This is a genomic window from Sphingomonas sp. Y38-1Y (assembly GCF_032391395.1).
GTDB lineage: Bacteria > Pseudomonadota > Alphaproteobacteria > Sphingomonadales > Sphingomonadaceae > Sphingomonas.
The window spans coordinates 717,862-738,235 of sequence record NZ_CP135916.1 but is presented as its reverse complement, the minus strand read 5'-3'; the positions used below and the strand labels follow the sequence as shown (position 1 = coordinate 738,235).

Sequence of the window (20,374 nt, the reverse complement as noted above, 5' to 3'; positions counted from 1 at the left end):
CCGCGAAGCCATGACCGACAAGCTGCGGGTCCTCGTCACCCGCAAATGGCCCGAGCGGGTCGAGGCGCTGCTGAACGAGCGCTATGACGCGACCTTCAACGCCGACGACGTGGCGTTGGACGAGGCGCGCCTCACTGCCGCGATGGGCGAGTATGACGCGATCCTGCCGACGATCACCGATCGCCTGCACGCTGGCATTCTGACGGCGCCGCAGCGGCGCGTGCGGATGATCGCCAATTACGGCGCCGGGTTCGAGCATATCGACCTCGATGCCGCTCATTCGGCCGGAATCATCGTGTCGAACACGCCGGGCGTGCTGACCGATGCCACTGCCGACATCGCCATCACGCTGATGCTGATGACCGCGCGCCGCGCCGGAGAGGGCGAGCGGGAGTTGCGGGCCGGGGCGTGGACCGGCTGGCGCCCGACGCATCTGCTCGGCACCAGCCTGCGCTACAAGACGCTGGGACTGGTCGGCTATGGCCGCATCGCTCAGGCGATGGCGACGCGCGCGCGCTTCGGCTTCGGCATGAACATCGCCTATTTTGCCCGCCGTCCGGCGCCGGAGGCCGCCTCGGCGCCTGTCGAGGCTCGCTATTGCGCCTCGCTCCACGACCTCGCCGCACGGAGCGACATCCTCTCGCTGCACATTCCCGGCGGCGCGGCGACGCGCAACATCATCGACAGGGAGGTGCTGGCGCGGATGCCGGCGCACGCCATCCTCGTGAACACGGCGCGCGGCGATGTGGTGGATGAAGCGGCACTGATCGACGCGCTGGAGACGGGCGGCATTGCCGGGGCGGGGCTGGACGTGTTCGCGGGCGAGCCGAACGTGTCGCCGCGGCTGATCGCGGCGCCCAACACCGTGCTGCTCCCGCATCTGGGCAGCGCGACGCGGGAGACGCGGGAGGCGATGGGCCTGCGCGCGCTGGCGAACCTCGACGACTGGGCGGCAGGGCGGACGCCGCAAGACGCGCTGTGACCGCGGGGGCGATCGATCGCCTGATCGCGGACGAGCGCTTGCCGCAGGCCTATGCCGAGACGGTCGACACATGGTGGCGTCCGCTGGCGGACCGGATCGCCGAATGGCACGCGGCCGCACGATCGCCGCTGATCGTCGGCATCAACGGCGCGCAGGGGAGCGGCAAGTCGACGCTCTGCCGCTTCCTAGAACTGCTGTTGGCCGTGCGCGGCCTGTCGACCGTGACGCTTTCGCTGGACGACCTGTATCTGCCCCGATCCGATCGCGAGCGCTTGGCGCAGGAGGTTCACCCGCTGCTGCGGACGCGCGGCGTGCCGGGAACGCACGACGTCGCGCTGGGCGTCTCCATCCTCGACGCGCTGCGCGCCGGGCGCGACATCGCGATGCCGCGGTTCAGCAAGGCATTGGACGATCGCCTGCCCTCGCCCGATTGGACGCGGCACCACGGCCGGGTCGACGTCGTGCTGTTCGAGGGATGGTGTGTCGGCACCCGGCCGCAGGATGCACGCGATCTCGCCGATCCCCAGAATGCGCTGGAGGCCGATGAAGACGCGGATGGCTGCTGGCGGCGCCATGTGAACGATGCGCTCGCGACCGCATACACGGCGCTGTTCGCACCATTGGACCGGCTGGTGATGCTACGGCCACCATCGTTCGAGGCCGTCGCGCGCAACCGGCTGCTTCAGGAGCACAAGCTGCGCGCAGTGGCGCCGGACGCGCCGGGGGTGATGGACGATTCGGGGGTCAAGCGCTTCATCAGCCATTACGAGCGGTTGACGCGCCACAACTTCGCGACGCTGCCGAGCCATGCCGACATCGTGCTCGATCTCGACATCGACCAGAATGTCGTGCGCGCGAGCGGTCTCACCTGCGACCATGACCCCGGCTGACGGAGGCCAGATGCCGACCAACCCCGCCATCCCCGCCGATGCGATCCATCCGGGGTTCGAGTTCGTCTACGAGGCGCATGCAGAGCTCGGCGCGCCGCTTCCCATCGGTCAAACACCGGACGGCGCGCGTCGCATCATCCCCATCCTGTCCGGCACGGTGGCGGGGCCGCGCATCCGCGGCCGCATCCTCGCAGGCGGCAGCGACTGGCAGGTGCTTCGCTCGGACGAGGTCACCGTCGCCGACGCGACCTATCCGATCGAGACCGACGACGGCGTGCTGATCCAGATCCGCAACCGCGGCCTGCGCCATGGTCCCGCGGAAGTGATGGCGCGGCTGGCGGCGGGCGACCCCGTCGACCCCGCCGCCTACTATTTCCGGACGGTGCCTGAATTCATCGCGCCGCTCGGTCGCTACGACTGGATGAACTCCAGCATCTTTCTATGCACCGGCGCCCGCTTTCCAAACGCGATCAAGCTGTGGGTATGGCGCGTGATCTAGGACCCAAAAAACGATGATCTTCTGCTCGATGGCCGAATGTCCGCTAAGGGCAGGTTAGTTGCCCGTCCCGTTTGAACAACAGGACGGGCATAAGCGGACATGAACCGCTTTGGCTATGGCTGCGGCTTGTTCAACGTCTTCCAGTAACGATAGAGAGCGGAGATGTCGCCACTGGTGAGAATTGGCATGATCGCTCTCAATTCATCATCACTCCAATCCCACCAACGGATTTCCAGGAGACGAGCAATATCGGCCTCGGCGAACCGCATCCGCAGCGTCTTCGAGGGATTCCCCCCAACAATTGCGTAGGGCTCGACGTCCTTCGTTACCAAGGCGCGTGTGCCGATAACGGCCCCGTCTCCGATCTTGATGCCCGGCATGATGACCGCCTCAGTGCCGATCCAGACATCGTTACCGACAACCGTATCTCCGGCTGGTTCGAAGCCGTTCTGTGCGTCCTCAAAGACGTTGATCTCCGACATCCAATAGAAAGGAAAGGTGCTGATCCAATCGTTTCGATGGCCTTGGTTTCCAGCCATGATGAAAGCTGCACCCGAACCGATCGAACAAAAGGAGCCGATTACGAGTTTGTCGACGCCCTCGTCCGGCAAGAGGAAACGGGCGCACTCATCAAACCCGTGGCCGTGATAATAGCCGGAATAGTAGCTGTAACGCCCGACGCGAATGTTAGGATTGGTGGCAAGGCGATCGAGCGCGATGCCCCTGAATGGGCTTTCGAAGACATTTCTCATTACGTAGACCGATCATTTGCATACCGCGCAGGCGGCGAAGGTTCACCCGAACACGCTCGGGTGAAGCTCGGCAAGCGATCCTAGGGATCGCCGCCCCCGCTTACAGTATCAGATACAAGTAAGCGCGATGACGGTGCTTCGGTCTGCGGACTTCATCTGTCGAAGCTATCCCAATCGGGCGTTGATGCCAACCGGACCGGCTGCTTTCAGGCAGCGCGAACCGACAAACGATCGTCTGAAAATGGGCGGAAGCGGAATGGCCGCTTTGGGGTTTGCTCCCGAACGGTCTGATCGTCCGCAACGGGCAGGAAAGCGGACATGCCGCTTTCGAACGGCGCGAAGCGGGTTCCGGACCCTGGTTCATCATTTATGGACCGGCAGCTGCGTTCTAGGGTCCGCGTGTCCCTGCTCGTGGCGAGCACTCGCTCTACTTTCGCTTATGCCCCCAGGCCCAACCGAGAACCGCGGTCGGCGTGCCCAACGCGGCCCAGCTCAGCGCATCTCTCCAGCCGTCGCCGGTAAGCGCGCTGACCAGGCCGATGCAGCCGAGCAGGCCGATCGCCGACGGCATCGCAAAGGTGCGCCAGAAGGCAGCGCCGCGCATCAGTCCGCCGCGATGAGGCCGCCGCTTGTGACCTCCAGCACCGGCGCGTCGGGTGCCTGACGTCGACGCCCCAACCATAAGTAGAGCCCGGTCACGAGGACGGCGATGGTGAACAGGTCTAGCACCGCCCACAGGATCTTGAGCGGCACGCCCCCATAATCACCAAAGTGGAGCGGGCGGGATAGCGCCAGCGCCTGATAATACCAGGGCATCGCGCGTGCATCGGTGAAGACGCCGTTTTCCGCATCGATTAGCGCGGGTGTTAGCAGATGCTCGGTCAGCGGGGTGTCGCCCTGGAAAAAGACGGCATAATGATGCTTCGAGCTGAAGGTACCGCCAGGAAAGGCGATGAACTGCGGGTTGTAGCCGGGCAATGCACGCCGCGCCGCCGCCATCGCCCGGTCGAGCGAGCCGTAGCGAGCAGGCGGAAGCGCCGGGCGACCCGCGTAGGTGCGTGTCATGTCCTGCAGCTCGCGCGCTTGCCAAAGTTGGTTGATCGGCGTCGCGAGGGCGTTGATGACGCCCGTCATTCCAACGACCACCGTCCAGGCAACCGCCACGATCCCGAGCAGGTTGTGATAGTCGAGCCATTTGATCCGCCTACTGCGTGAGACCCGCAGCGTGCCGAAATCAAGCTTCCGCATGAACGGCGCGTAGAGCACGACCCCCGATATGATCGCGGCGACAAACAGGACGCCCATCAGCGCCAGGAACAACATGCCCGGCAAGCCCAGGAACATGTCGGTATGGAGCTGGAGCAGGAAGTGCATGACACCCCCCTCGTCCTCGACCGCGTAAGGATTACCCGTCGAACGATCGATCAGGTGGAGCGTCATGTCAGCGGCGTGCGAACCAGGATTCGGCGCGGTCGTGACCGTCATGGCAGGCTGCGCATTGTCGAAGGCCATGAACACCGGCACGTCGCCCGGCCGCGTCGCGAGCACGCGTCTCAGCACCTCGTCGAGCGGCAGCAGCCCGACTGTATCGGAGGATGAGCCGACACCCGGTCGGCCGAACTGCGGCGGGGGCCCGGTCAACATGTCGATTTCGTCGTGAAAGATCAACGGCAGCCCGGTCAGGCACAGCATCAGCAGGAACGCCGTCGAGATCAGGCTGGTCCACTTGTGCACTTGGAACCAGATGCGGATGGTGCGGCGGGTCATGCGGGCGTCTTGCGCGCTGCACGGATGCTGGCAAGCGCGCAGCCGAGGGACAGGATGACAATACCGGCCATCAGAAGTCGATGGAAGCCGACGCCTTGAAAGTCCGCGGCTGCCCCTGCAGCAGCGCCGGGCCGAACGAACCGAAGGACGACGCCCAGTAGCGCTTGTCGGCGACGTTATCGATGGTGAAGCGAAGCGTCAGCGGCGCGCTCGCCAGCGGCACGACGTAGCGGGCGCCGACGTCGAAGCGGGTCCAGTCGTCCAGCTTCACCGTGTTGGCATTGTCGTACCACTGGTCGCCGGTATGGACGACCCGGCCGGTCATCGTCGCGCCGAACGGTAGGTCCCACTCGACATTCGCGTTGGCCAGCCATTCGGGCACGCCGAACACCTCGTTGCCCTCATTGAGGCCGCCCGCCGTCTGGCGCAGCTTCGCGTCGATATAGGTGCCGCCGGCAATGATCCGCAGGCCGCGCACCGGTTCGCCGTCGAGGCTCAGCTCAAGCCCGCGATTCCGCTGCCGCCCGAAATAGCCGAAGGTCACGGCATTCACGTTGGTCGCGGTCGGCGTCGGAGTGACATAGGCGCTCGGCAGGTCGATCTGGAACGCGGCGAGGCTGAGGTTGAAGCGGCCGAGCAGCAGCTTGCCCCCGACCTCGTACTGGCGCGTCTTGTAGGGAGCGAAAACCTCCCCCGCGTTCAGCGTGTCGGCATTGTTCGGCGCGGTGGCGCCGGCCGCCAGACCCTCGATCCGGTTCGCGAACAGCGACACGCCGTCCGTGGGCTTCACCACCACGCCGACGACCGGGGTAACCGCGCTCTCGCTATACCGGGTGACGAGCGAACCATCGGCGTAGCTGTAGCTCGACTGCTGGATGTTCTGCAGGCGCACGCCGCCGGTAATCAGCACCCGATCATCGAACAGCCCGAGCGTGTCGGACGCGAACGCGCTGCCGATCCGGCTGCGCGAGATCGGGAACGGGTCGTTGAGGTCGCCGCCGGCGAAGCTGAAACCGGTCGGCAGCGGCACCTGCGGCGTGACATAAAGGTTGGTCTGGTACGGGACGCCGAACCCGGCGTTGGCATAGCGGAAGTCATAGGCCGTGCGGTTCACCTGCCAGATGTGCGAGCCGCCCAAATTGAACTCGTTGGTGACGCCGCCCGCCTGCAGTTTGACGCGCAATCCGGCGGTCGCCGATGTTCCGTTGCGCTCATAGGGGATGATGCTGGCGGAACCATCGGCCGCGCCGGTCAGCGCGTTGGTGACGGTCAGGCCGCCATAGGTGCCGTCCTCCCTGCCGTCGATCGATCCGACGGTGGCGTAGAGCAACGCATTGTCTGCGATGTCGTATTCGGCGCGGACAGTGCCGAAGATGTCGCGGATTTCGGTAGAGGTGAACGCCTGACCGTAATTGTGGTCGGCGTCGGGTACTTCTGGAATGGCGGTCACGCCGAAGCCGAGCGTCACGGTCGGACGAAGGCGATCCACCTCGTAACGCTGATAGGCGACGTCCACGATCACGCGCCCGCGGTCGCCGCGGTAGTCGAGCGCGGCACCGATCACCGCCGCGCGACGGAACTCGTCGTTGATCGCAACGTCGCCGCTGCGAAAGGCCCCGTTGACGCGCACCCCCCATTCATCGTTCGCACCGAACCGGCGGGCCACATCAAAGCTGCCGCCGAAATGCGACGAGGACGTGTAATTGGCGGTGACGCGGGTGAGCGGGTCATTCCCGGCAACCTTCGTGAGCAGGTTGACGTTGCCTCCGAAGCCAGTGCCGCTCGGCGCCGCTCCGTTCAAGAAAGCGCTGGCGCCGTTCAGCACCTGAACCGAACCGTAAAGTTCGGGCGCGACCAATTGGCGCGGTGTAATGCCGTAGAGGCCGTTGAGGCCCACGTCGTCGCCGAACAATGCGAAGCCCCGAATTACAAACTGCTCGGCGGCGTTGCCGAAGCCATAGGTGGTGCGGATCGACGGATCATTCTCTAATACCTGGCCGAGCGACTGCGGCTGCTGGTTCAGGATCAGCTGCTCATTATAGCTTTTGATGCTGAACGGTACGTCGCCCGCATCCTTGTCACCCAGCACGCCGACGGAGCCGCTCCGCGCGACCTCCGTCTGGTTGTTGCGCTGGGCATTGACGACAATGTCGTCCGTCAAAGCCTCGTCAACAGCCGAGTCCTGCGCCCACGCGGGAGCGGCCGACAGCGCAAGCGCACTCACCGCCGGAGCCCACCAGCAGATCGGCTTCTTCATCTTCATAGAACCCCCGCACTTCGAGCTCGAGTCGCTAATGCGAGTCGTTCTAACAATCAATAGCGGTGAGCTCGTGCTTCCGATCTTCGCTATTGGAGGCGTTCGTGAGCTGGCTGACGCGCTGGCGTCGGATGTCGACGGCAAACAGCGTTGCGAAGCTGTTCCACCAAAGCCGCTCGGTCTTGTGGCAGATGTCGATGCCGCGCTCGCACAGCAGATCTTCTAGGTTTCGAAGTGACAATGGGAAGCGCACGTACATCAGTACGATTAGCCGGTTCACGTCGGGTGACGAGTTGAAGCGGCGGAAAGAGAGGCGAGCTTGGCTCGCGATTGACGCGGCACGCCGCCGCGCGAACTGCGTTCGTCTGCCCCTGCCACGTTAGTCTTACAGCGCCGGGTGCGGCCATCGATCAATTCGGGGCGACAGCCGCCCCGATCGCGCTTTCGCGCCGAAGCAGCGCCGCGATCGCGACCAGCATGCCGGCGAAGGCGGCGAGGCCGGCGACGGCGAACGTCCCCTGCATGCTGCCGGTCGCGGACTTCATCAGCGTGACGATCGGCGGGCTCAGGAACTGCCCAAGGAAGAAGCACCCCGTCCAAACGCCCATGCCGCGCCCGCGATGTGCGGCCGGAAGGTCGCGCTGTGCCCAGGTGATCAGCGTCGGGATCATCATTCCCACCCCGGTCTGCTGAAACACCACCCCCGCTGCCATCCACTGCCAATCGGGCGCCACGCCGATCAGGCATAGGCCCCCGCCCACGAGCGCCAGCATGAGGACGAACGCGACTTCCAAGCGGCGCTTTCCGACGAGCCAGAAGATGCCGGCCCCGACCGAAACGCCAAGGCTGGGCAGGAACGTGATACGACCGAGCTCGTCCGATGATTGCACGCCGACCTCTCGAAAGGCGAGACCACCATTGACGGCGTAAACATAGTAGATGATCGATGAGAGCAACGTCACCGCGCCGATCAGCGCGATCTTGTTCACGGGAAAGGCGGGCTTGTCCCGCAGCGCCTCCCCCGCTGCCGCGTGCGACGTGTCGACAGCCGGCTCGAAGACGAAGGCGAGCATCGCCAGGAAAATCGGGAATGCGGCCAAGTAGATCAGGAACACCCCGTTCCATCGCATCGCCGTCAGATAGCCGGCCCCCAGGATTACCGCGCTGCCCACGAGCGGACCGATCATCCCCTGGATACTGAGCCAGCGCCGGCGTCCCCCCTCATCCCAATAGTCAGCGATCAGCGTGTTGACCGTCGTCAGGATGGCCGCCTCTGCGATACCAAGCGCAAGGCGCGACATGAACATCGCATCGAGATTGGTCAAAAGGAACGGGGCGGTCCCCGCGATCGCATACAGCAGCGTGGACCACACGACCATCGCGCGGCGACCGAAGCGATCGATCAGCGCGCCGGCGAATGGTGCGATCACCGCGATCGCGAGACCCGGCGCGGTGACCATCCATGGCACTTTCCAGGTCGCCGTCGGATCGCCCTGAAAGTGGTCGATGATCGACGGAACCGCGGGGAACATCGAGACCACGGCGATCATCGGCAGGAAGCCTGCGATCGTGACGGTAAGGCCCTGCGACACACCCGCCCGGCGGTCTCGATCGTGCTGCAAACGGCCCATCAAGCCCCTCCCGACCATGATCGCCCGCGCTTATGCGCAACGCGACCTTACAGGTAATATATCACAGGCGCTGGAAGCCGCAAGCGTGCGGACGGCTCTGGAGGAGCCTTCAGTTGCCGTAGGGGTAATCGAACCCTTTCTCGACGATCACCTCCGAGATCTTCCGACGACTGATTTCGATGAACTCACGCGCGTCGTTGGCAGACGGGATAGCCCCGTCGAACCGGGTCGTCAGCGCGAAGATCGCACGGACATCCTCGCCGTGGTGGCTGATGGAGTAGAAGATGCGGTCGAGTTCGGCCGACAGCTTCCGATAGATGGCCTGAAGTTGGGCATTGCGGGTCGCCTCGACCAGCAGGTCAAAGCGCTGCCGTGAAAGCTGGATCCACTTTTCGGTGTCGAGTTTCGGCCTTTTGATCGCGCGCGCGTGATCCTGCTGCAGGGCGTCCAGGCGCGCTGCCTGGTCCGGGGTAAGTCGCTCAGACGAAAGCTGAAAGATCAACGGCGAGACCACACCCCAAACCGCGAAAAAATCATCGACGGATTTCAGCGTGAGCCCCGCGACGCGGTAGCCGCGGCGCGGGATCGTCTCGACCAAGCCGTCGTGATTGAGGCGGTCCAGCGCCTCGCGCACGGGCATCGCGCCGAAGCCGATTTCACTTGAAATTTCCCGCTCGGTGAAGCGCATGCGAGGGGGCATCTTCAACGACACGATTCGCTGCCGAAGCAGTGCATAGGCCTGGTCGGCGAGCGTCTGTTTGCGCCCTTCGCCCTCCATCATCAGTCACCTCCAGCCCAGCGTCGTTCGACTGCGGGGTGTGGCTCCCCGGCGAAGCATTGGCAAGGTTGGGATGGCCACCGGAATTGACGACCCTGAAGCCGTGATATATTACAAACAGGACGATGGGGGCAGTGACGGGGCGTCGCCCGCAACTACGCTAAGAGGTCGATATGCTGGAGTGCGAGAAGGTTCTGATCGTCGGCGCGGGGATCGGCGGCCTGTGCACGGCGATCGCACTCGCCAGGATTGGCGTCGAGGTCGACGTCATCGATATCAAGCCGGACAACGCCGTGGCCGGCGTCGGATGGGGACTGCGAACCAACGGCCTACGAGCCCTGCGCGAGATCGGTCTCCTAGAGGATACGCTCGCCATCGGGTTCCCGACACCGCCGCTTTCCTATTTCGACCGGCAGGGACGCCATGTCGTCGACATCCCTTATGGACGACATTTCGACGGCATGCCCAACAACGTCCAGCTGCCGCGCACCGGCTTTCTCGAGATGGCCAGCACCCGCGCCCGCGAGCATGGATGCGCGATCAGGATGTCGACAACGGTGGTCGATATCGAGCAGGACGACGCCGGCGTGAACGTCGAGTTCAGCGACGGGTCGTCGGACCGGTACGACCTCGTCATCGGCTTCGACGGGATCAACTCGAGCATCCGGGGTTACCTGTTCGGGGACAGGTACGTCCCGGTGCGCAGTGGCGGGGTTGCCTGGCGCGCGCCGGTTCCGGCGCCGGAGACGCTAAAGGGCGCACTCTTCTGCCACGGTTTCGGCGGGAAAGTCGGCTTCGTGCCGCTGGCCGGCGGCATGATGTACGTGATCGTCACCCATTTCGAGGCCGGCCGTCCCCGCCATGATCGCGCGGCGTTCCCGCAAATCATGCACGGGGTCGCGCGGGACATGATGGGCGATTCCCCTTTCATGGCGGAGTCGATCGGATCGCTGCTCACGGCCACCAACGTCGCCTACACGCCGCTGGATACGGTGATGGTCCCCTACCCCTGGTATCGCGGCCGGGTGATGATCATGGGCGATGCCGCGCACGCCATGACGCCCTATCTCGGATCGGGTGCGGCGATGGCGATCGAGGACGGCGTCGTCTTTGCCGAACTCCTGCAAAGCGGCGAACCGCTCAACGACGTGCAGACCCGGTTCATGGCCCGGCGGTACCCGCGCGTGAAGACCATCTACGATACCTCGCTCCAGATGATGCACGAGGAGTTCGACTCCGCGACGCCCGAGGCGCTCGATCGGCGTCTCGCCCATCTGGTGAACGAGGAGCCAGCCGCGCTCGATTACGTCCACCGCATCCTGGAAAGCCCCTACTGATGACCGACCAACGCATCGCGAAGCTGTCCGTCAATGCGGCGGTTTCGATCGGCGACATGCGAAAGCTTCAGGGTACGACGGGTATTCCCGTTCCGGCGGCAGGCGCGGAAAGCGTCCCCGACATTTCGGGCGTGTGGAAGACGGCGGCGCTATCGCTCGTTCGGAGTTACGACTGGGTCTCGAGGCTCGACACGGTCGACAACCCGGTCAGCCTGTTTCCCGATTGGTCGGCCGATCCCGACGACCCGGCGAGCTACAATTTCGAGGGCACGGACACCTGGGTGCGACAGACGCGTGCGCTTGGCGCGGAGATCCTCTTCACGATCGCGAGCGAAATCCCGTCGAACAAGCAGCCGGCCCGTGACCTCGCAAAGTACGAGCAGGTCGTCGAGAATATCGTTCGCCATTATGTTTGCGGCTGGGGCAACGGCTTCGACCGGGCGGTCAGCCACTGGGAATTCGGGGATCAGCCCGACTTCGGCGCCCTGCACTTCGCCGGCACGCCAGAGCAGTTCTACGAGATGTACGCAGCCGCCGCACGAGCGGTGAAGTGTGTCGATGCCGATCTGCGGTTCGGTGGTCCGTGCATCGCGTTTCCACTCAATGAAGGGCCATATCGCGAAGGATTGCTCGAGTTCATCAAAGGCAAGGGGCTGCCTTTGGATTTCCTGTCCTGGATGTGGTACGGCGACAATTCGCGTGATCCGCTCGATTTTCGAAGGATTGCGGCGGAGGTCCGCGCGATCCTCGACAGTCATGGCTTTGGTGAGACCGAACTCGTGCTTTCGTACTGGAGCATGACCGGCATCCCGACGGCCCAGTTCACAGATCCGGACAATGCGGCATTCATCGCAGCAGCGGCGATCTACATGCAGGATTCCGCGGTCGACAAAGCGATTTTCTTCCGCGCGGATACGGGTGCCGATTTCCACTATAACTTCAGGGATCCTGCGGGAATCTTCGAGGCGAATGGCGGTGAGAACGCAAGAACGGGCGCCTTCCGCCTGGTCGGTCAGACGCTGGCCGCGACGGAGCGCCTGGCGGTCACGGGCGGAGATGAGAACGGTTTCGCGGTGCTGGCCGGCCGCACCGCTGATCGTGACATCGTTCGCATCCTCATCGCAAACTACGCGATTCCCGCCCCCTATTTGATCGCGCGGGATCGCGACGTCTTCGAGTTTCAGGTGCCGATCGGCTCGGTGCGGACGGATATGTCCCTCAACGTCCCTCCGCGACGAGTGGATGCCGCGAGCGCCGGCCATACCGGTTATGCGCTGGAGGTCACCGGCCTCCCCTGGGGCGACGGTCCGCACAAGATCGTCCGTTACCGCGCGGACGCGGGTCACCGAGGCGAACAACTGAACGCCTATGAGGGCGAGGGGGCCACCGTCATGCTAAACGGCGACCTGACCGCGCCTGGTGTGGAGATGATCGAAATCGTCCGCGGAAATTAGCAAGATTGCGTGTTTGGCAAATGCTGCTTCTCTGATGGAGAAAAGGCGCTGCGGCTTAACAAAATTGCGATGGCGGAGTTCGGTCCTTATGTCGCCGATCCGTGACATAACTCTGCTCGTTTTCTTCTGCTCGGACGGTGTCGAACAGATCAAGCCGGTCAAACAGCTTTTAAAATTACGCGCGCCGTGATTTCAGGCATCGATAGGCGCCTGCCATGTGACGGCACTGCCGGCCGCACGTATATTAGCTCTACGAGCCGGATCATGTCGGGCGACGAGTTGAAGCGGCGGAAGGGTGACGGGGCTTGGCTCTGGATCGGCGCGGCACGCTAACAGCGTCCGTCTGCGCCTGCCACGTTAGTCTGACAGAACCGTACTATCCAGTAGCTGATCCGACTTGGGCTCGATGACGAGTTCGTGACCGCGGAGGCGATTGATGATCTCGCCGATCCAAAGCTCGATATGCCGGAGGTGATTTGGTTTGCGGAACATGTAAGCATTGATGACGCTCGCTCCGCGTTTCGCCTTCATCACTCCCACTGGCGACAGCACGCAAGGAAGCTTTTCATGTTTCTGTGCGGCCGGCGTAGGGGTGAATGTCCGCAATTGGCGTTAGCGGAACGGCTGCTTTCGGGCAGCATGCCAAGTAGTCCCAGCGTCCGCTTCGGGCAGGAAAGCGGACTGCCCGCTTTTCAGGACTGAATGCTAGATAGCGGCCATTCAATAGAGTGCAGCGGCCATGTGGGCGGAGCGTAGCTCAGTCGGGGTGGAGCGTCGGTTCAAGCCGGAGGTCCTCCGTTCGACTCGGAGCAAAGGACTAATCGCCGGCGATGTCGTTCTGCAGCCAGAGCGGTCCCTGATGCACGTCTATTGTTTGCAAGCGACCGGGGCCAAGGTTTTCGAAGCGGTGGGGAACCCCCGCCGGCCCGAACACAATCTCTCCCGCCGTCGCGTCGATGGTCGCATCGCCGACGAAGAAGCGCGCATTGCCCGCAACGATGATGAAGATCTCATCATAGGGGTGAACGTGAAGCTGCGGCCCCGCCCCGGGGATATCGTTGCCATAAGCGAGCAGGGTGCAGCTGGTGTTCAAAGTCGCGCCTTCGACATCGCCGCGCCATGGGCCATCCGCTGCGGGGTCGAACAGCCGCGCCTTGGCAGCGCTGCGCCCATCCGGCGAAACCGTCGCGGGGTCGAAATCCTTTCGCATCTCGGCGTAACTCCTTGATTCGGGAACGCGCGCGCCGGTTTTCAGCGCCGGTAGGTGAGGTGGAGAGTCCCGCTCTCCGCAACCTCCGACGTGACCGTATATCCCGCTTCCAGCCCACGCAGATTGTCCCACAGGCGAACGCCCCGGCCCAGCAGGATGGGTGCTATCGCAACATGGAGGTGATCGACCAGCCCGGCTTTTAGGTAGTCGCGCACGATCGTCGGCCCGCCGCCGATCCGCACATCCTTGCCGTTCGCCGCCGGACGCGCTTGATCCAACGCCTCCGCTGGGCTGGCGCGCAGGAAAGTGAAGCTGGTGCCGTTTGCCATCGTAATCGGCGGTCGCGGTCGTTGAGTGAGCACGAATACCGGGCAACGGAACGGGGGTTCGTCGCCCCACCAGCCGCGCCACTCCGGATCGTCGGGGAAAGCATGCAGGCCAAACTTGCCCGCCCCCATGATCTCGGCGCCGATATTCTCGAAATAATGCCGGGCGTAGCGATCGTCGACGCCGGTCGTGCCTTCGCCGCTGGCATCGCCCAGCACGCGTTCGCGAAAGTTGCGGGTGGCGGCATAGGCGCCGACCAGCCGCGACCAGTCCTGCCCGAACGGATCCTCCGGCGTCTGATCGGTCGTCGTCGCAAACCCATCCAGCGATATCATGAGATCAACACGAACGCGCATGATCACCTCTCAAAAGTAAGCCATATGCCTTTGTGTTGCGTTTTGGATATTGAGGCAAGTGCCTTTCTTTCTTGACCTGCTATGGTCCCGCGCCAAAGTATCGAAATGCCTTATCGTTCGACTCCGCTGGATCTTGCCTTTCACGCGCTCAGCGACCCAACCCGCCGCGCTGTCGTGTCGCGCCTCGCGCAAGGGGAAGTGCCGGTCAGCGTGCTCGCCCAGCCGTTCAACATGGCGCTTCCGTCCTTCGCTCAGCACATCAAGGTGCTCGAGGAATCGGGATTAATCGCCAGCGAGAAGCGCGGGCGAAGCCGCTGGTGCAGGCTGGTCCGGCCGCGCTTCGAGGAAGCGGCCGAGTGGATGGAAGCCGAGCGCCGCCGCTGGGTCGACCGGCTGGACCGTCTCGAAACCTATCTCGATCGACAAGAGAAGGACGACGACGCATGACGATACCCACACCTTGGCCGCACGATCGCGAGGTCGTCGTCGTGAAGGTTTTCGATCACCCGCGTGAACGCGTCTTCGCGGCCTGGATGGATCCCGATGCGCTGGCGATGTGGTATGGCCCCGACGGGCTCGCCATCGAGACGCATGAGGCGGATTTGCGCGAAGGCGGGCAGTGGCGCTTCGACATGGTCGGAACGTTTGATGGAAAGCCGCAACGCTTCCCCAATCTGATGCGCTTCCTCGAGATCGTCCCGAACGAGCGCATCGTAATGGACTACGGCACGCCGTCGCCGGACGATCCCGATCGCTTCCGAATGGCAGTTAGCTTCGATGCGCAGGCCGACGGCAAAACGGTATTGACGCTGCGCCAATTGCATCCCAGCCGCGAGCGCCGCGACGCGGTGATCGGCTTCGGCGCGGTCGAATATGGGCAGCAGACGCTGGAGAGCCTGGCCAGATTGCTGGCGCGGGGAAATCCGAAGGCGGTCGCCAGTCCGATATGAATGGATGGCAGAAACTGGGGAGCGGTGAGGGCAGCGTGAATGACCGCAATTGGGCGTGAGCAGATATTCCGCTTTCTGGCATCGCGCCAGTCGATTCCGACGTCAGCTATGAGTTGGAAAGCGGCCATCGACCTTTTAACCTATCCATGCCGCCATCATACCCGCTGTAGGCAGCCAAAGCCCGACCGAGCCGACCACGAACCATAGCCAAGCGCGCTCGTGATGCCATAGAAGAGCGAAAAGACACCCGGCGCACGCAACCGCCTCTCCGATGACAAAAAATGCTACGTGCGAGCCGTGATCGGGACGTTCAAGCGTGGCCCCCGCTGCTGCGATCAGAAGGGGTGTCGATAAAATCCAGCCGATCAGCACGAGCACCAAGACGGTGCGGACGAGACCTTGGAAGACTCGGCCAACTAGACGCATGCCCCATTCTACGAAGCCGCCGAATGTCGGCAAGTGGGCGTAAGCAGAACGACCGCTTTCGGGGTCACCCGCAGGGGACCGGAGCGTCTGAAATGGGCAGGATAACGGACGCCGAAACGCCCTTGAAACATGCCAGCCGGTTTCTGCTATGACCTGAGCACGCCGTGAGGCGCGAATACCTTTTGTCGAAAGAAATCCCTGTGCTCGCAGCCGCTCTTTTGATTGTCGTAAGCGGCACACAGACCTCCACGTCGGCAACCGTGCCAACACCCCAACAGTTGGCCGAACGTTTCGTCAACGTGGCAATGTCCGAGCCAATATCAGGGACGGATGGCATTGATGACACGATTGCCGAGGAGTTGATTAAGTCAAATCCAGGCCGCGCTGCTCAAGTGAAGCGCATCGTTCGCGAAATGAGCAGGTGCATGGAGCAAGACGGGAATGCCGCGATGCGCCGAGCCGCAATCGAGGCCGCCTTGGCCTTCGATAGTCAGCAGCTTGAGCGCCTCATCGCGTTCGCAAAGATGCAAGCCGCGAAGCGAGAGGGAGGTGCATCAAGTCTCGTTTCTAAGGACTGGGAGGCGGCGCGCCGAGACTATGGCCGCTGGATGTACAGCATCGGCGGACAGCCCTCGGCACTCGCTTTGGTGCAGCGTTGCAGTGATCAGATGAAAACGGGCATGGCTGCTGCAGGATTGCGAGATTAAGGCGTTCCGACATTCTGCCACGAGCCCTAATCGGATCACGGCCTAATGTCCGGAACGGGTGTAAGCGGACGTTGACGGGTGACCCGCTTGAGCGGCAGCTTGTACCTATGAACCCGCGCCGACCTGTGAGCGCAAAGCTCTTGATGCTGTTCGTGTTCTTAGGATGCACTGCGGCAGCAACTTGGCTTTGGGACCAGTACACTTTCGCGGTGCGATGGCCGTCTCAGGTGCAGCAAGAGGTGCTCGGTTCCACGGTCGTTTCATACGACGCCTTGATCTCTAAGGAGCGGAGCTTCAATTTTGGCGAAGGCTTTGCCAAGTGGCGATACAAGGTGGACGGCAGTGGTTCGACTCTTGAACGTTTCTGCCAACGCACCTCGGCATTGCATTGCGCGTTTACCCGGTCGCGGAACGCTGCGCAGGGGGTCACCCTAAACGTAGAGCTTTCGGGCGGCATCCTCACCGTAGAGGAATGGTGGAGCTGACGTCTGCTCCTGGGCGTGAGCAGCCCTTCCGCTTCGGGCAGGAGAGCGGACACGGCGAGGAAACCGCTTAGAAGCCGGGTGCGGCGCGCGCGCCCGCCAAGAATGCTTTTGATCCGGCACACAAGTCGCCCGTGAAGATGCTTCCAGGCTCAGCATGGTAAGCTTCTACTTCGCTGCCTTTTCCGCGCCCTTGCTTCAAGGCTAATGTGTTGAGCCCTCGGCCAACACCGCCTGATTCCCACCAAATGAACCAAACATCCTCGGTCAAATATGCGCGAACGAAGCGAGCGCGCGGCACTCTCTTATTCTCAGCGACATCGGTGGAGTTAAATTCGCCGTTGGCATCGGCCAAACCGCAGCTACCCGCAAAGAAGCCAACAAGTTCGGCCCTGACTTGCTCCGGCAGGTCCGCCATCGAACCTACTTGCCTGAATGGCTTAGTGAAGCTGCACTCAGGCACGTTCGGCATAGATGGAAAGTGGCGCTCCTTCCATGCAGCAGAGCTTGGATCGGCAGCTTGTAGAAGGCTGAAGATAATCGGCACGAGCAGCATTAGGGATTACCCCCCGACACGTTATCACGACCATCATGGCCAATCTCTGCGTCCTAAATCAGGCGATAGCCGACGGCGCTCTTTACGACCCTACGACCTGAATTTGCGTCGGCATTATCTTTCCCGATGCGGTTTTGAGTTCCGTGAGCAGCTGTTCGTTGAACCTCGGGACCAATAAGAACCAAAGCCGCGCTCAAATCGAAAGCACCACTCAACGATCTCCTTCGTCATTGTTTTCACGCAAACATATCCGCTGTAGCGCTCTGTCCGCGCGACGCCTCACCGCTGATAGTGCAGCGTGTTCTCGAACCCTTCGTTCGCCTTGGTCATCTTCGCGATCTTGCGGAGTGTCGCGCGAACGGCTCGATCGAAGCGGCGATCGTCGTGGATGCTGGTGGCCGGGTACTCTTCCTTGGCGAGCAGGGCCTTCACATGTGCGGCGAACTCGGCTTGATCGCTGGCCTTTCCGCTCATCTGCAACGCCCGGCACACCCACTCCTCGGCCGCCGCCGCGTCATAGTCGTTCTCGGCCCCGTACCCGCGCTTGTCGGCCGCGGCCTGGTCGAGCCGTGCCGCCTCGAGCCGGCGATCCAGCCAAGTGCGGACGCGATCGGCATCCCAGGATTTCGACGTATCGTTCATGCGCTTTCCTATCGGCCCTCGGCCTACCGCAAAGCGGACAAACGCGCACTCGTGCGATGAGCGTTCAGTCAGCGCTCGGAGCCGAAAGTGGGGAACGTAGCAGGCACCACTCAGGTTTGAAGCAGCGGCGCGGTTCGATGTGCGGTTGGCGCAGGCCAGCCCGCGCCTTCGAGTGGGACGCGGATCGACGATGGATGATGCAGCGCGATGAACCATGACGGGGCGGCGCCGGAAACGGCTACAACACGACCCGAGCCACCCGCCCCTGACGTCGTGGCAGAGCGCCCGCGTCGCCGGATCTGGCGGGTCGTGCGCAACGTCGCGATCGGGTTCGTCACGCTCATTGCCGCCATCTGGCTCGTGCTCTTCATCACCAAGGGACGGTTCCTGAAGGAGCCGTTCGAGCGCACCGTCGCGCATCTGATCGACCGCCCGGTAAAGGTTGGCGGCGACTTCCAGCTGTACTTCGCGCCGCTCGACATCAAGTTCCTGGCCGAGGGGCTGACCGTCGCCAACCCCGACTGGACCACCCGCCCCCATCTGTTCGCGGCGAAGCGCATCGACACGCGGATCGCACCATGGTCGCTGCTGTTCGGCCGACGGCGGCTGCGATGGCTCGATCTGACCGATGCGTCGCTCGATCTCGAGTGGAATGCGGCGCACACCGCGAACAGCTGGACCTTCACCAGCGATGGGAAGGGGAAGCCCTTCGAGCTGCCGGTGATCGACCGCGCCAGCCTGGTCTCGACTGCGCTGCGCTATCGCGACCCGCGGATGGACCTGCTCGCCGATCTCGATTTCTCGACGATCCGGTCGCGCGATGCCCGGATTGGCGAAGCGGTAAGATTTACCGGCAAGGGGCGCGTCCGGCGGACGCCGTTCACGCTGAACGGCGCGCTGCTCACCCCCAACGACACCGCGGCACGCGGCCGCAATCGGCTCGTCCTCAACGCACTCGCCGCGCGCAACCGCATCACCATGTCGGGCACCCTCCCCAGCCTTGCCGACATCGAGGGCGTGCCGCTCGCGGTCACGGCACGAGGCCAGAACGCTGCCGAACTGCTCGGCATCCTTGGCATCGTCATTCCGCAAACGCGCGACTACCGGCTGAAGGCGACGCTGGTGAAGCGCGAAGCGGCGTATCGCTTCGGCGACATGACCGGCCGGTTTGGCGACAGCGACATCGTCGGTGCCTTTACCGTCAACAATGGCGGCCCGCGCGTCCATGTCGACGCCGATCTCACAACGCGGTCGCTCGACATCATCGATGTCGCGCCGTTCATCGGCTACAATCCCGATCTGGTCGCCAGCCGCGGCGTGGCCGTCGCCGCGAGGGCTGCGGGCGCCGCCCCCGCACGTCTGCTGCCCGACACCTCGCTTCGTGCCGAAGGCCTGCGCGCGTTCGACGCCAATGTCCGCTATCGCGTCGCTCGTTTGCGATCGGACAGCGTGCCGGTGACCGACCTGTCGGTGACCGTCGCGCTCGACGATGGTCTGCTCGATTTGTCACCGTTCAAGTTCACGATGGCGCGCGGCACCGTCGCGTCGGACATACGCTTCGACTGGCGGCGGCGGCCGGCGCGCGTCGATTACGACTTCCGCATGGCCGACACGCCGATCGCCCAGCTGCTCGGCGGCTTCGGCGTGGCAGAGGCAGGCACCACCGGCACGATCCGTGGCCGTCTGCAGCTACAGGGCGATGGTGACACCCTACACGACTCGCTGGCGACCGCGCGCGGCCGCATCGCCCTCGTCATTCCGCAAGGCAAGCTGACGACCCGCAACGTCCAGCTCTCCGAACTCGATCTCGGCACCTTCATCCAGAAGATGTTCGAGGCGCGGCTGAAAGAGCCGGTTGCGCTAAACTGCGGCCTGGTCGCCTTTACCGTGCGCGGGGGTGTGGCGGCCGCCGACCCCATCCTCATCGACACGCGCAAGAACGTGATTACCGGGCGCGGCGGGTTCAGCTTTGCGACCGAGCAGATCGACCTGGCCTTCCGCGCGGACGCCAAGAAGTTCAGCCTGTTCTCGGGTCAGTCGCCGGTAGGGATCGGCGGGTATTTCAGTGAGCCCTCGCTTGCGGTGGTCACGCCGCAATTGCTCGGCCGCGCCGGCGCCGGGCTGGGCCTGGCGGTAGTGGCAGCACCGCCGGCGGCGTTGCTCGCGTTCGTCGATCCCGGCGATGCCAAGGGCGCGGCGTGCGGCCCCGTCCTCGCCGGCGCCACGGCCAAGGCGCAGCGCACCCGCGACGGCAAACCGCGCGACGATGTCGGCACCGGCGCGTCGGGCAAGGCAGAGGACAAGCCACGCAAGAAGTTCCTGGGCATCTTCTGAGGCTCACCCACCCTCCGTGGGAGCACTTCGAGAGCCA

20 protein-coding genes and 1 pseudogene are annotated in these 20,374 nt (G+C 63.6%); 10 read left to right on the top strand and 11 right to left on the bottom strand.

Annotated elements, in window-relative coordinates; translation table 11 throughout:
• Positions 1-10 precede the first annotated feature (10 nt).
• The 3 genes from RS883_RS03315 to RS883_RS03305 are packed head-to-tail and all read left to right on the top strand — an operon-like array spanning position 11 to position 2,371.
• A complete protein-coding gene (locus RS883_RS03315) occupies positions 11-982 on the top strand; it encodes a D-glycerate dehydrogenase (RefSeq protein ID WP_315762648.1) in 972 nt (323 codons plus the stop codon).
• Positions 979-1,872 (top strand): kinase, encoded by an 894-nt coding sequence (locus RS883_RS03310; RefSeq protein ID WP_315762646.1) that lies wholly within the window; start codon positions 979-981, stop codon positions 1,870-1,872. The genes RS883_RS03315 and RS883_RS03310 overlap by 4 nt, the downstream gene beginning before the upstream one ends.
• A 10-nt stretch (positions 1,873-1,882) precedes the next feature.
• Positions 1,883-2,371, top strand: coding sequence for a DUF3237 domain-containing protein (locus tag RS883_RS03305; RefSeq protein WP_315762644.1), 489 nt, complete (start codon positions 1,883-1,885; stop codon positions 2,369-2,371).
• Positions 2,372-2,484: 113 nt separating this feature from the next.
• On the opposite strand, the gene catB is transcribed toward RS883_RS03305, so the two are convergent.
• From catB to RS883_RS03270, 7 genes and pseudogenes are all read right to left on the bottom strand, one after another.
• On the bottom strand, positions 2,485-3,123 hold the full coding sequence (gene catB, locus RS883_RS03300) for a type B chloramphenicol O-acetyltransferase (RefSeq protein ID WP_315762641.1): 639 nt from the start codon (positions 3,121-3,123) through the stop codon (positions 2,485-2,487).
• Positions 3,124-3,550: 427 nt separating this feature from the next.
• Positions 3,551-3,727, bottom strand: a complete 177-nt coding sequence (locus RS883_RS03295) for a hypothetical protein (RefSeq protein WP_315762639.1) — start codon at positions 3,725-3,727, stop codon at positions 3,551-3,553.
• Positions 3,727-4,890, bottom strand: coding sequence for a PepSY domain-containing protein (locus tag RS883_RS03290; RefSeq protein ID WP_315762638.1), 1,164 nt, complete (start codon positions 4,888-4,890; stop codon positions 3,727-3,729). Before RS883_RS03290 ends, RS883_RS03295 begins: the two co-directional genes overlap by 1 nt.
• 70 nt (positions 4,891-4,960) lie before the next feature.
• The gene (locus tag RS883_RS03285; protein WP_315762636.1) at positions 4,961-7,147 is read right to left on the bottom strand and encodes a TonB-dependent receptor; all 2,187 of its coding nucleotides are present in this window, start codon (positions 7,145-7,147) and stop codon (positions 4,961-4,963) included.
• A 106-nt stretch (positions 7,148-7,253) separates the two neighbouring features.
• A pseudogene (locus tag RS883_RS17120) lies at positions 7,254-7,478 on the bottom strand (IS6 family transposase); the annotation flags it as partial.
• 79 nt (positions 7,479-7,557) lie between these two features.
• Positions 7,558-8,778 (bottom strand): MFS transporter, encoded by a 1,221-nt coding sequence (locus RS883_RS03275; RefSeq protein WP_315762634.1) that lies wholly within the window; start codon positions 8,776-8,778, stop codon positions 7,558-7,560.
• A 109-nt stretch (positions 8,779-8,887) separates the two neighbouring features.
• Complete coding sequence (locus RS883_RS03270; protein ID WP_315762632.1) at positions 8,888-9,559, bottom strand: GntR family transcriptional regulator; 672 nt, start codon at positions 9,557-9,559, stop codon at positions 8,888-8,890.
• A 170-nt stretch (positions 9,560-9,729) separates the two neighbouring features.
• On the opposite strand from RS883_RS03270, the gene RS883_RS03265 reads away from it, so the two are divergent.
• Together RS883_RS03265 and RS883_RS03260 are read left to right on the top strand one after the other, a co-directional pair.
• Complete coding sequence (locus RS883_RS03265; protein WP_315762631.1) at positions 9,730-10,893, top strand: FAD-dependent monooxygenase; 1,164 nt, start codon at positions 9,730-9,732, stop codon at positions 10,891-10,893.
• Positions 10,893-12,347, top strand: a complete 1,455-nt coding sequence (locus RS883_RS03260; protein ID WP_315762630.1) for a GH39 family glycosyl hydrolase — start codon at positions 10,893-10,895, stop codon at positions 12,345-12,347. The genes RS883_RS03265 and RS883_RS03260 overlap by 1 nt, the downstream gene beginning before the upstream one ends.
• An 817-nt stretch (positions 12,348-13,164) precedes the next feature.
• Here RS883_RS03260 and RS883_RS03255 read toward each other — a convergent pair.
• Positions 13,165-13,557, bottom strand: coding sequence for a cupin domain-containing protein (locus RS883_RS03255; protein WP_315762629.1), 393 nt, complete (start codon positions 13,555-13,557; stop codon positions 13,165-13,167).
• Between the two features lie 41 nt (positions 13,558-13,598).
• On the bottom strand, positions 13,599-14,240 hold the full coding sequence (locus RS883_RS03250; protein ID WP_315764943.1) for a dihydrofolate reductase family protein: 642 nt from the start codon (positions 14,238-14,240) through the stop codon (positions 13,599-13,601).
• A 174-nt stretch (positions 14,241-14,414) separates the two neighbouring features.
• On the opposite strand from RS883_RS03250, the gene RS883_RS03245 reads away from it, so the two are divergent.
• From RS883_RS03245 to RS883_RS03230, 4 genes are all read left to right on the top strand, one after another.
• Positions 14,415-14,687, top strand: a complete 273-nt coding sequence (locus tag RS883_RS03245) for a transcriptional regulator (protein ID WP_315762628.1) — start codon at positions 14,415-14,417, stop codon at positions 14,685-14,687.
• Entirely contained in the window at positions 14,684-15,190 is a 507-nt protein-coding gene (locus RS883_RS03240; protein WP_315762627.1) for an SRPBCC family protein, read from the top strand. The genes RS883_RS03245 and RS883_RS03240 overlap by 4 nt, the downstream gene beginning before the upstream one ends.
• Positions 15,191-15,780: 590 nt before the next feature.
• Positions 15,781-16,323 (top strand): hypothetical protein, encoded by a 543-nt coding sequence (locus RS883_RS03235; protein ID WP_315762626.1) that lies wholly within the window; start codon positions 15,781-15,783, stop codon positions 16,321-16,323.
• A gap of 125 nt (positions 16,324-16,448) precedes the next feature.
• Positions 16,449-16,808 (top strand): hypothetical protein, encoded by a 360-nt coding sequence (locus tag RS883_RS03230; protein WP_315762625.1) that lies wholly within the window; start codon positions 16,449-16,451, stop codon positions 16,806-16,808.
• A 67-nt stretch (positions 16,809-16,875) separates the two neighbouring features.
• Here the strand turns inward: RS883_RS03230 and RS883_RS03225 are convergent, their stop codons facing one another.
• Both RS883_RS03225 and RS883_RS03220 read right to left on the bottom strand, forming a co-directional pair.
• The gene (locus RS883_RS03225) at positions 16,876-17,361 is read right to left on the bottom strand and encodes a hypothetical protein (protein ID WP_315762623.1); all 486 of its coding nucleotides are present in this window, start codon (positions 17,359-17,361) and stop codon (positions 16,876-16,878) included.
• Positions 17,362-17,640: 279 nt separating this feature from the next.
• The gene (locus RS883_RS03220; RefSeq protein WP_315762621.1) at positions 17,641-18,003 is read right to left on the bottom strand and encodes a hypothetical protein; all 363 of its coding nucleotides are present in this window, start codon (positions 18,001-18,003) and stop codon (positions 17,641-17,643) included.
• 207 nt (positions 18,004-18,210) lie between these two features.
• Here RS883_RS03220 and RS883_RS03215 point away from each other — a divergent pair, with 207 nt between their 5' ends.
• A complete protein-coding gene (locus RS883_RS03215; RefSeq protein ID WP_315762619.1) occupies positions 18,211-20,337 on the top strand; it encodes an AsmA family protein in 2,127 nt (708 codons plus the stop codon).
• The last annotated feature ends 37 nt before the right edge of the window (positions 20,338-20,374 follow it).

What these genes read in the sequence shown, in the direction of transcription:
- RS883_RS03315 (WP_315762648.1), top strand. Translation starts at nt 11, where the DNA reads ATGACCGACAAGCTGCGGGTCCTCGTCACCCGCAAATGGCCCGAGCGG.
- RS883_RS03305 (WP_315762644.1), top strand. Translation starts at nt 1,883, where the DNA reads ATGCCGACCAACCCCGCCATCCCCGCCGATGCGATCCATCCGGGGTTC.
- catB (WP_315762641.1), bottom strand. Translation starts at nt 3,123, where the DNA reads ATGAGAAATGTCTTCGAAAGCCCATTCAGGGGCATCGCGCTCGATCGC.
- RS883_RS03295 (WP_315762639.1), bottom strand. Translation starts at nt 3,727, where the DNA reads ATGCGCGGCGCTGCCTTCTGGCGCACCTTTGCGATGCCGTCGGCGATC.
- RS883_RS03290 (WP_315762638.1), bottom strand. Translation starts at nt 4,890, where the DNA reads ATGACCCGCCGCACCATCCGCATCTGGTTCCAAGTGCACAAGTGGACC.
- RS883_RS03285 (WP_315762636.1), bottom strand. Translation starts at nt 7,147, where the DNA reads ATGAAGAAGCCGATCTGCTGGTGGGCTCCGGCGGTGAGTGCGCTTGCG.
- RS883_RS03275 (WP_315762634.1), bottom strand. Translation starts at nt 8,778, where the DNA reads ATGGGCCGTTTGCAGCACGATCGAGACCGCCGGGCGGGTGTGTCGCAG.
- RS883_RS03270 (WP_315762632.1), bottom strand. Translation starts at nt 9,559, where the DNA reads ATGATGGAGGGCGAAGGGCGCAAACAGACGCTCGCCGACCAGGCCTAT.
- RS883_RS03265 (WP_315762631.1), top strand. Translation starts at nt 9,730, where the DNA reads ATGCTGGAGTGCGAGAAGGTTCTGATCGTCGGCGCGGGGATCGGCGGC.
- RS883_RS03260 (WP_315762630.1), top strand. Translation starts at nt 10,893, where the DNA reads ATGACCGACCAACGCATCGCGAAGCTGTCCGTCAATGCGGCGGTTTCG.
- RS883_RS03255 (WP_315762629.1), bottom strand. Translation starts at nt 13,557, where the DNA reads ATGCGAAAGGATTTCGACCCCGCGACGGTTTCGCCGGATGGGCGCAGC.
- RS883_RS03250 (WP_315764943.1), bottom strand. Translation starts at nt 14,240, where the DNA reads ATGCGCGTTCGTGTTGATCTCATGATATCGCTGGATGGGTTTGCGACG.
- RS883_RS03240 (WP_315762627.1), top strand. Translation starts at nt 14,684, where the DNA reads ATGACGATACCCACACCTTGGCCGCACGATCGCGAGGTCGTCGTCGTG.
- RS883_RS03225 (WP_315762623.1), bottom strand. Translation starts at nt 17,361, where the DNA reads ATGCTGCTCGTGCCGATTATCTTCAGCCTTCTACAAGCTGCCGATCCA.
- RS883_RS03220 (WP_315762621.1), bottom strand. Translation starts at nt 18,003, where the DNA reads ATGAACGATACGTCGAAATCCTGGGATGCCGATCGCGTCCGCACTTGG.
- RS883_RS03215 (WP_315762619.1), top strand. Translation starts at nt 18,211, where the DNA reads ATGAACCATGACGGGGCGGCGCCGGAAACGGCTACAACACGACCCGAG.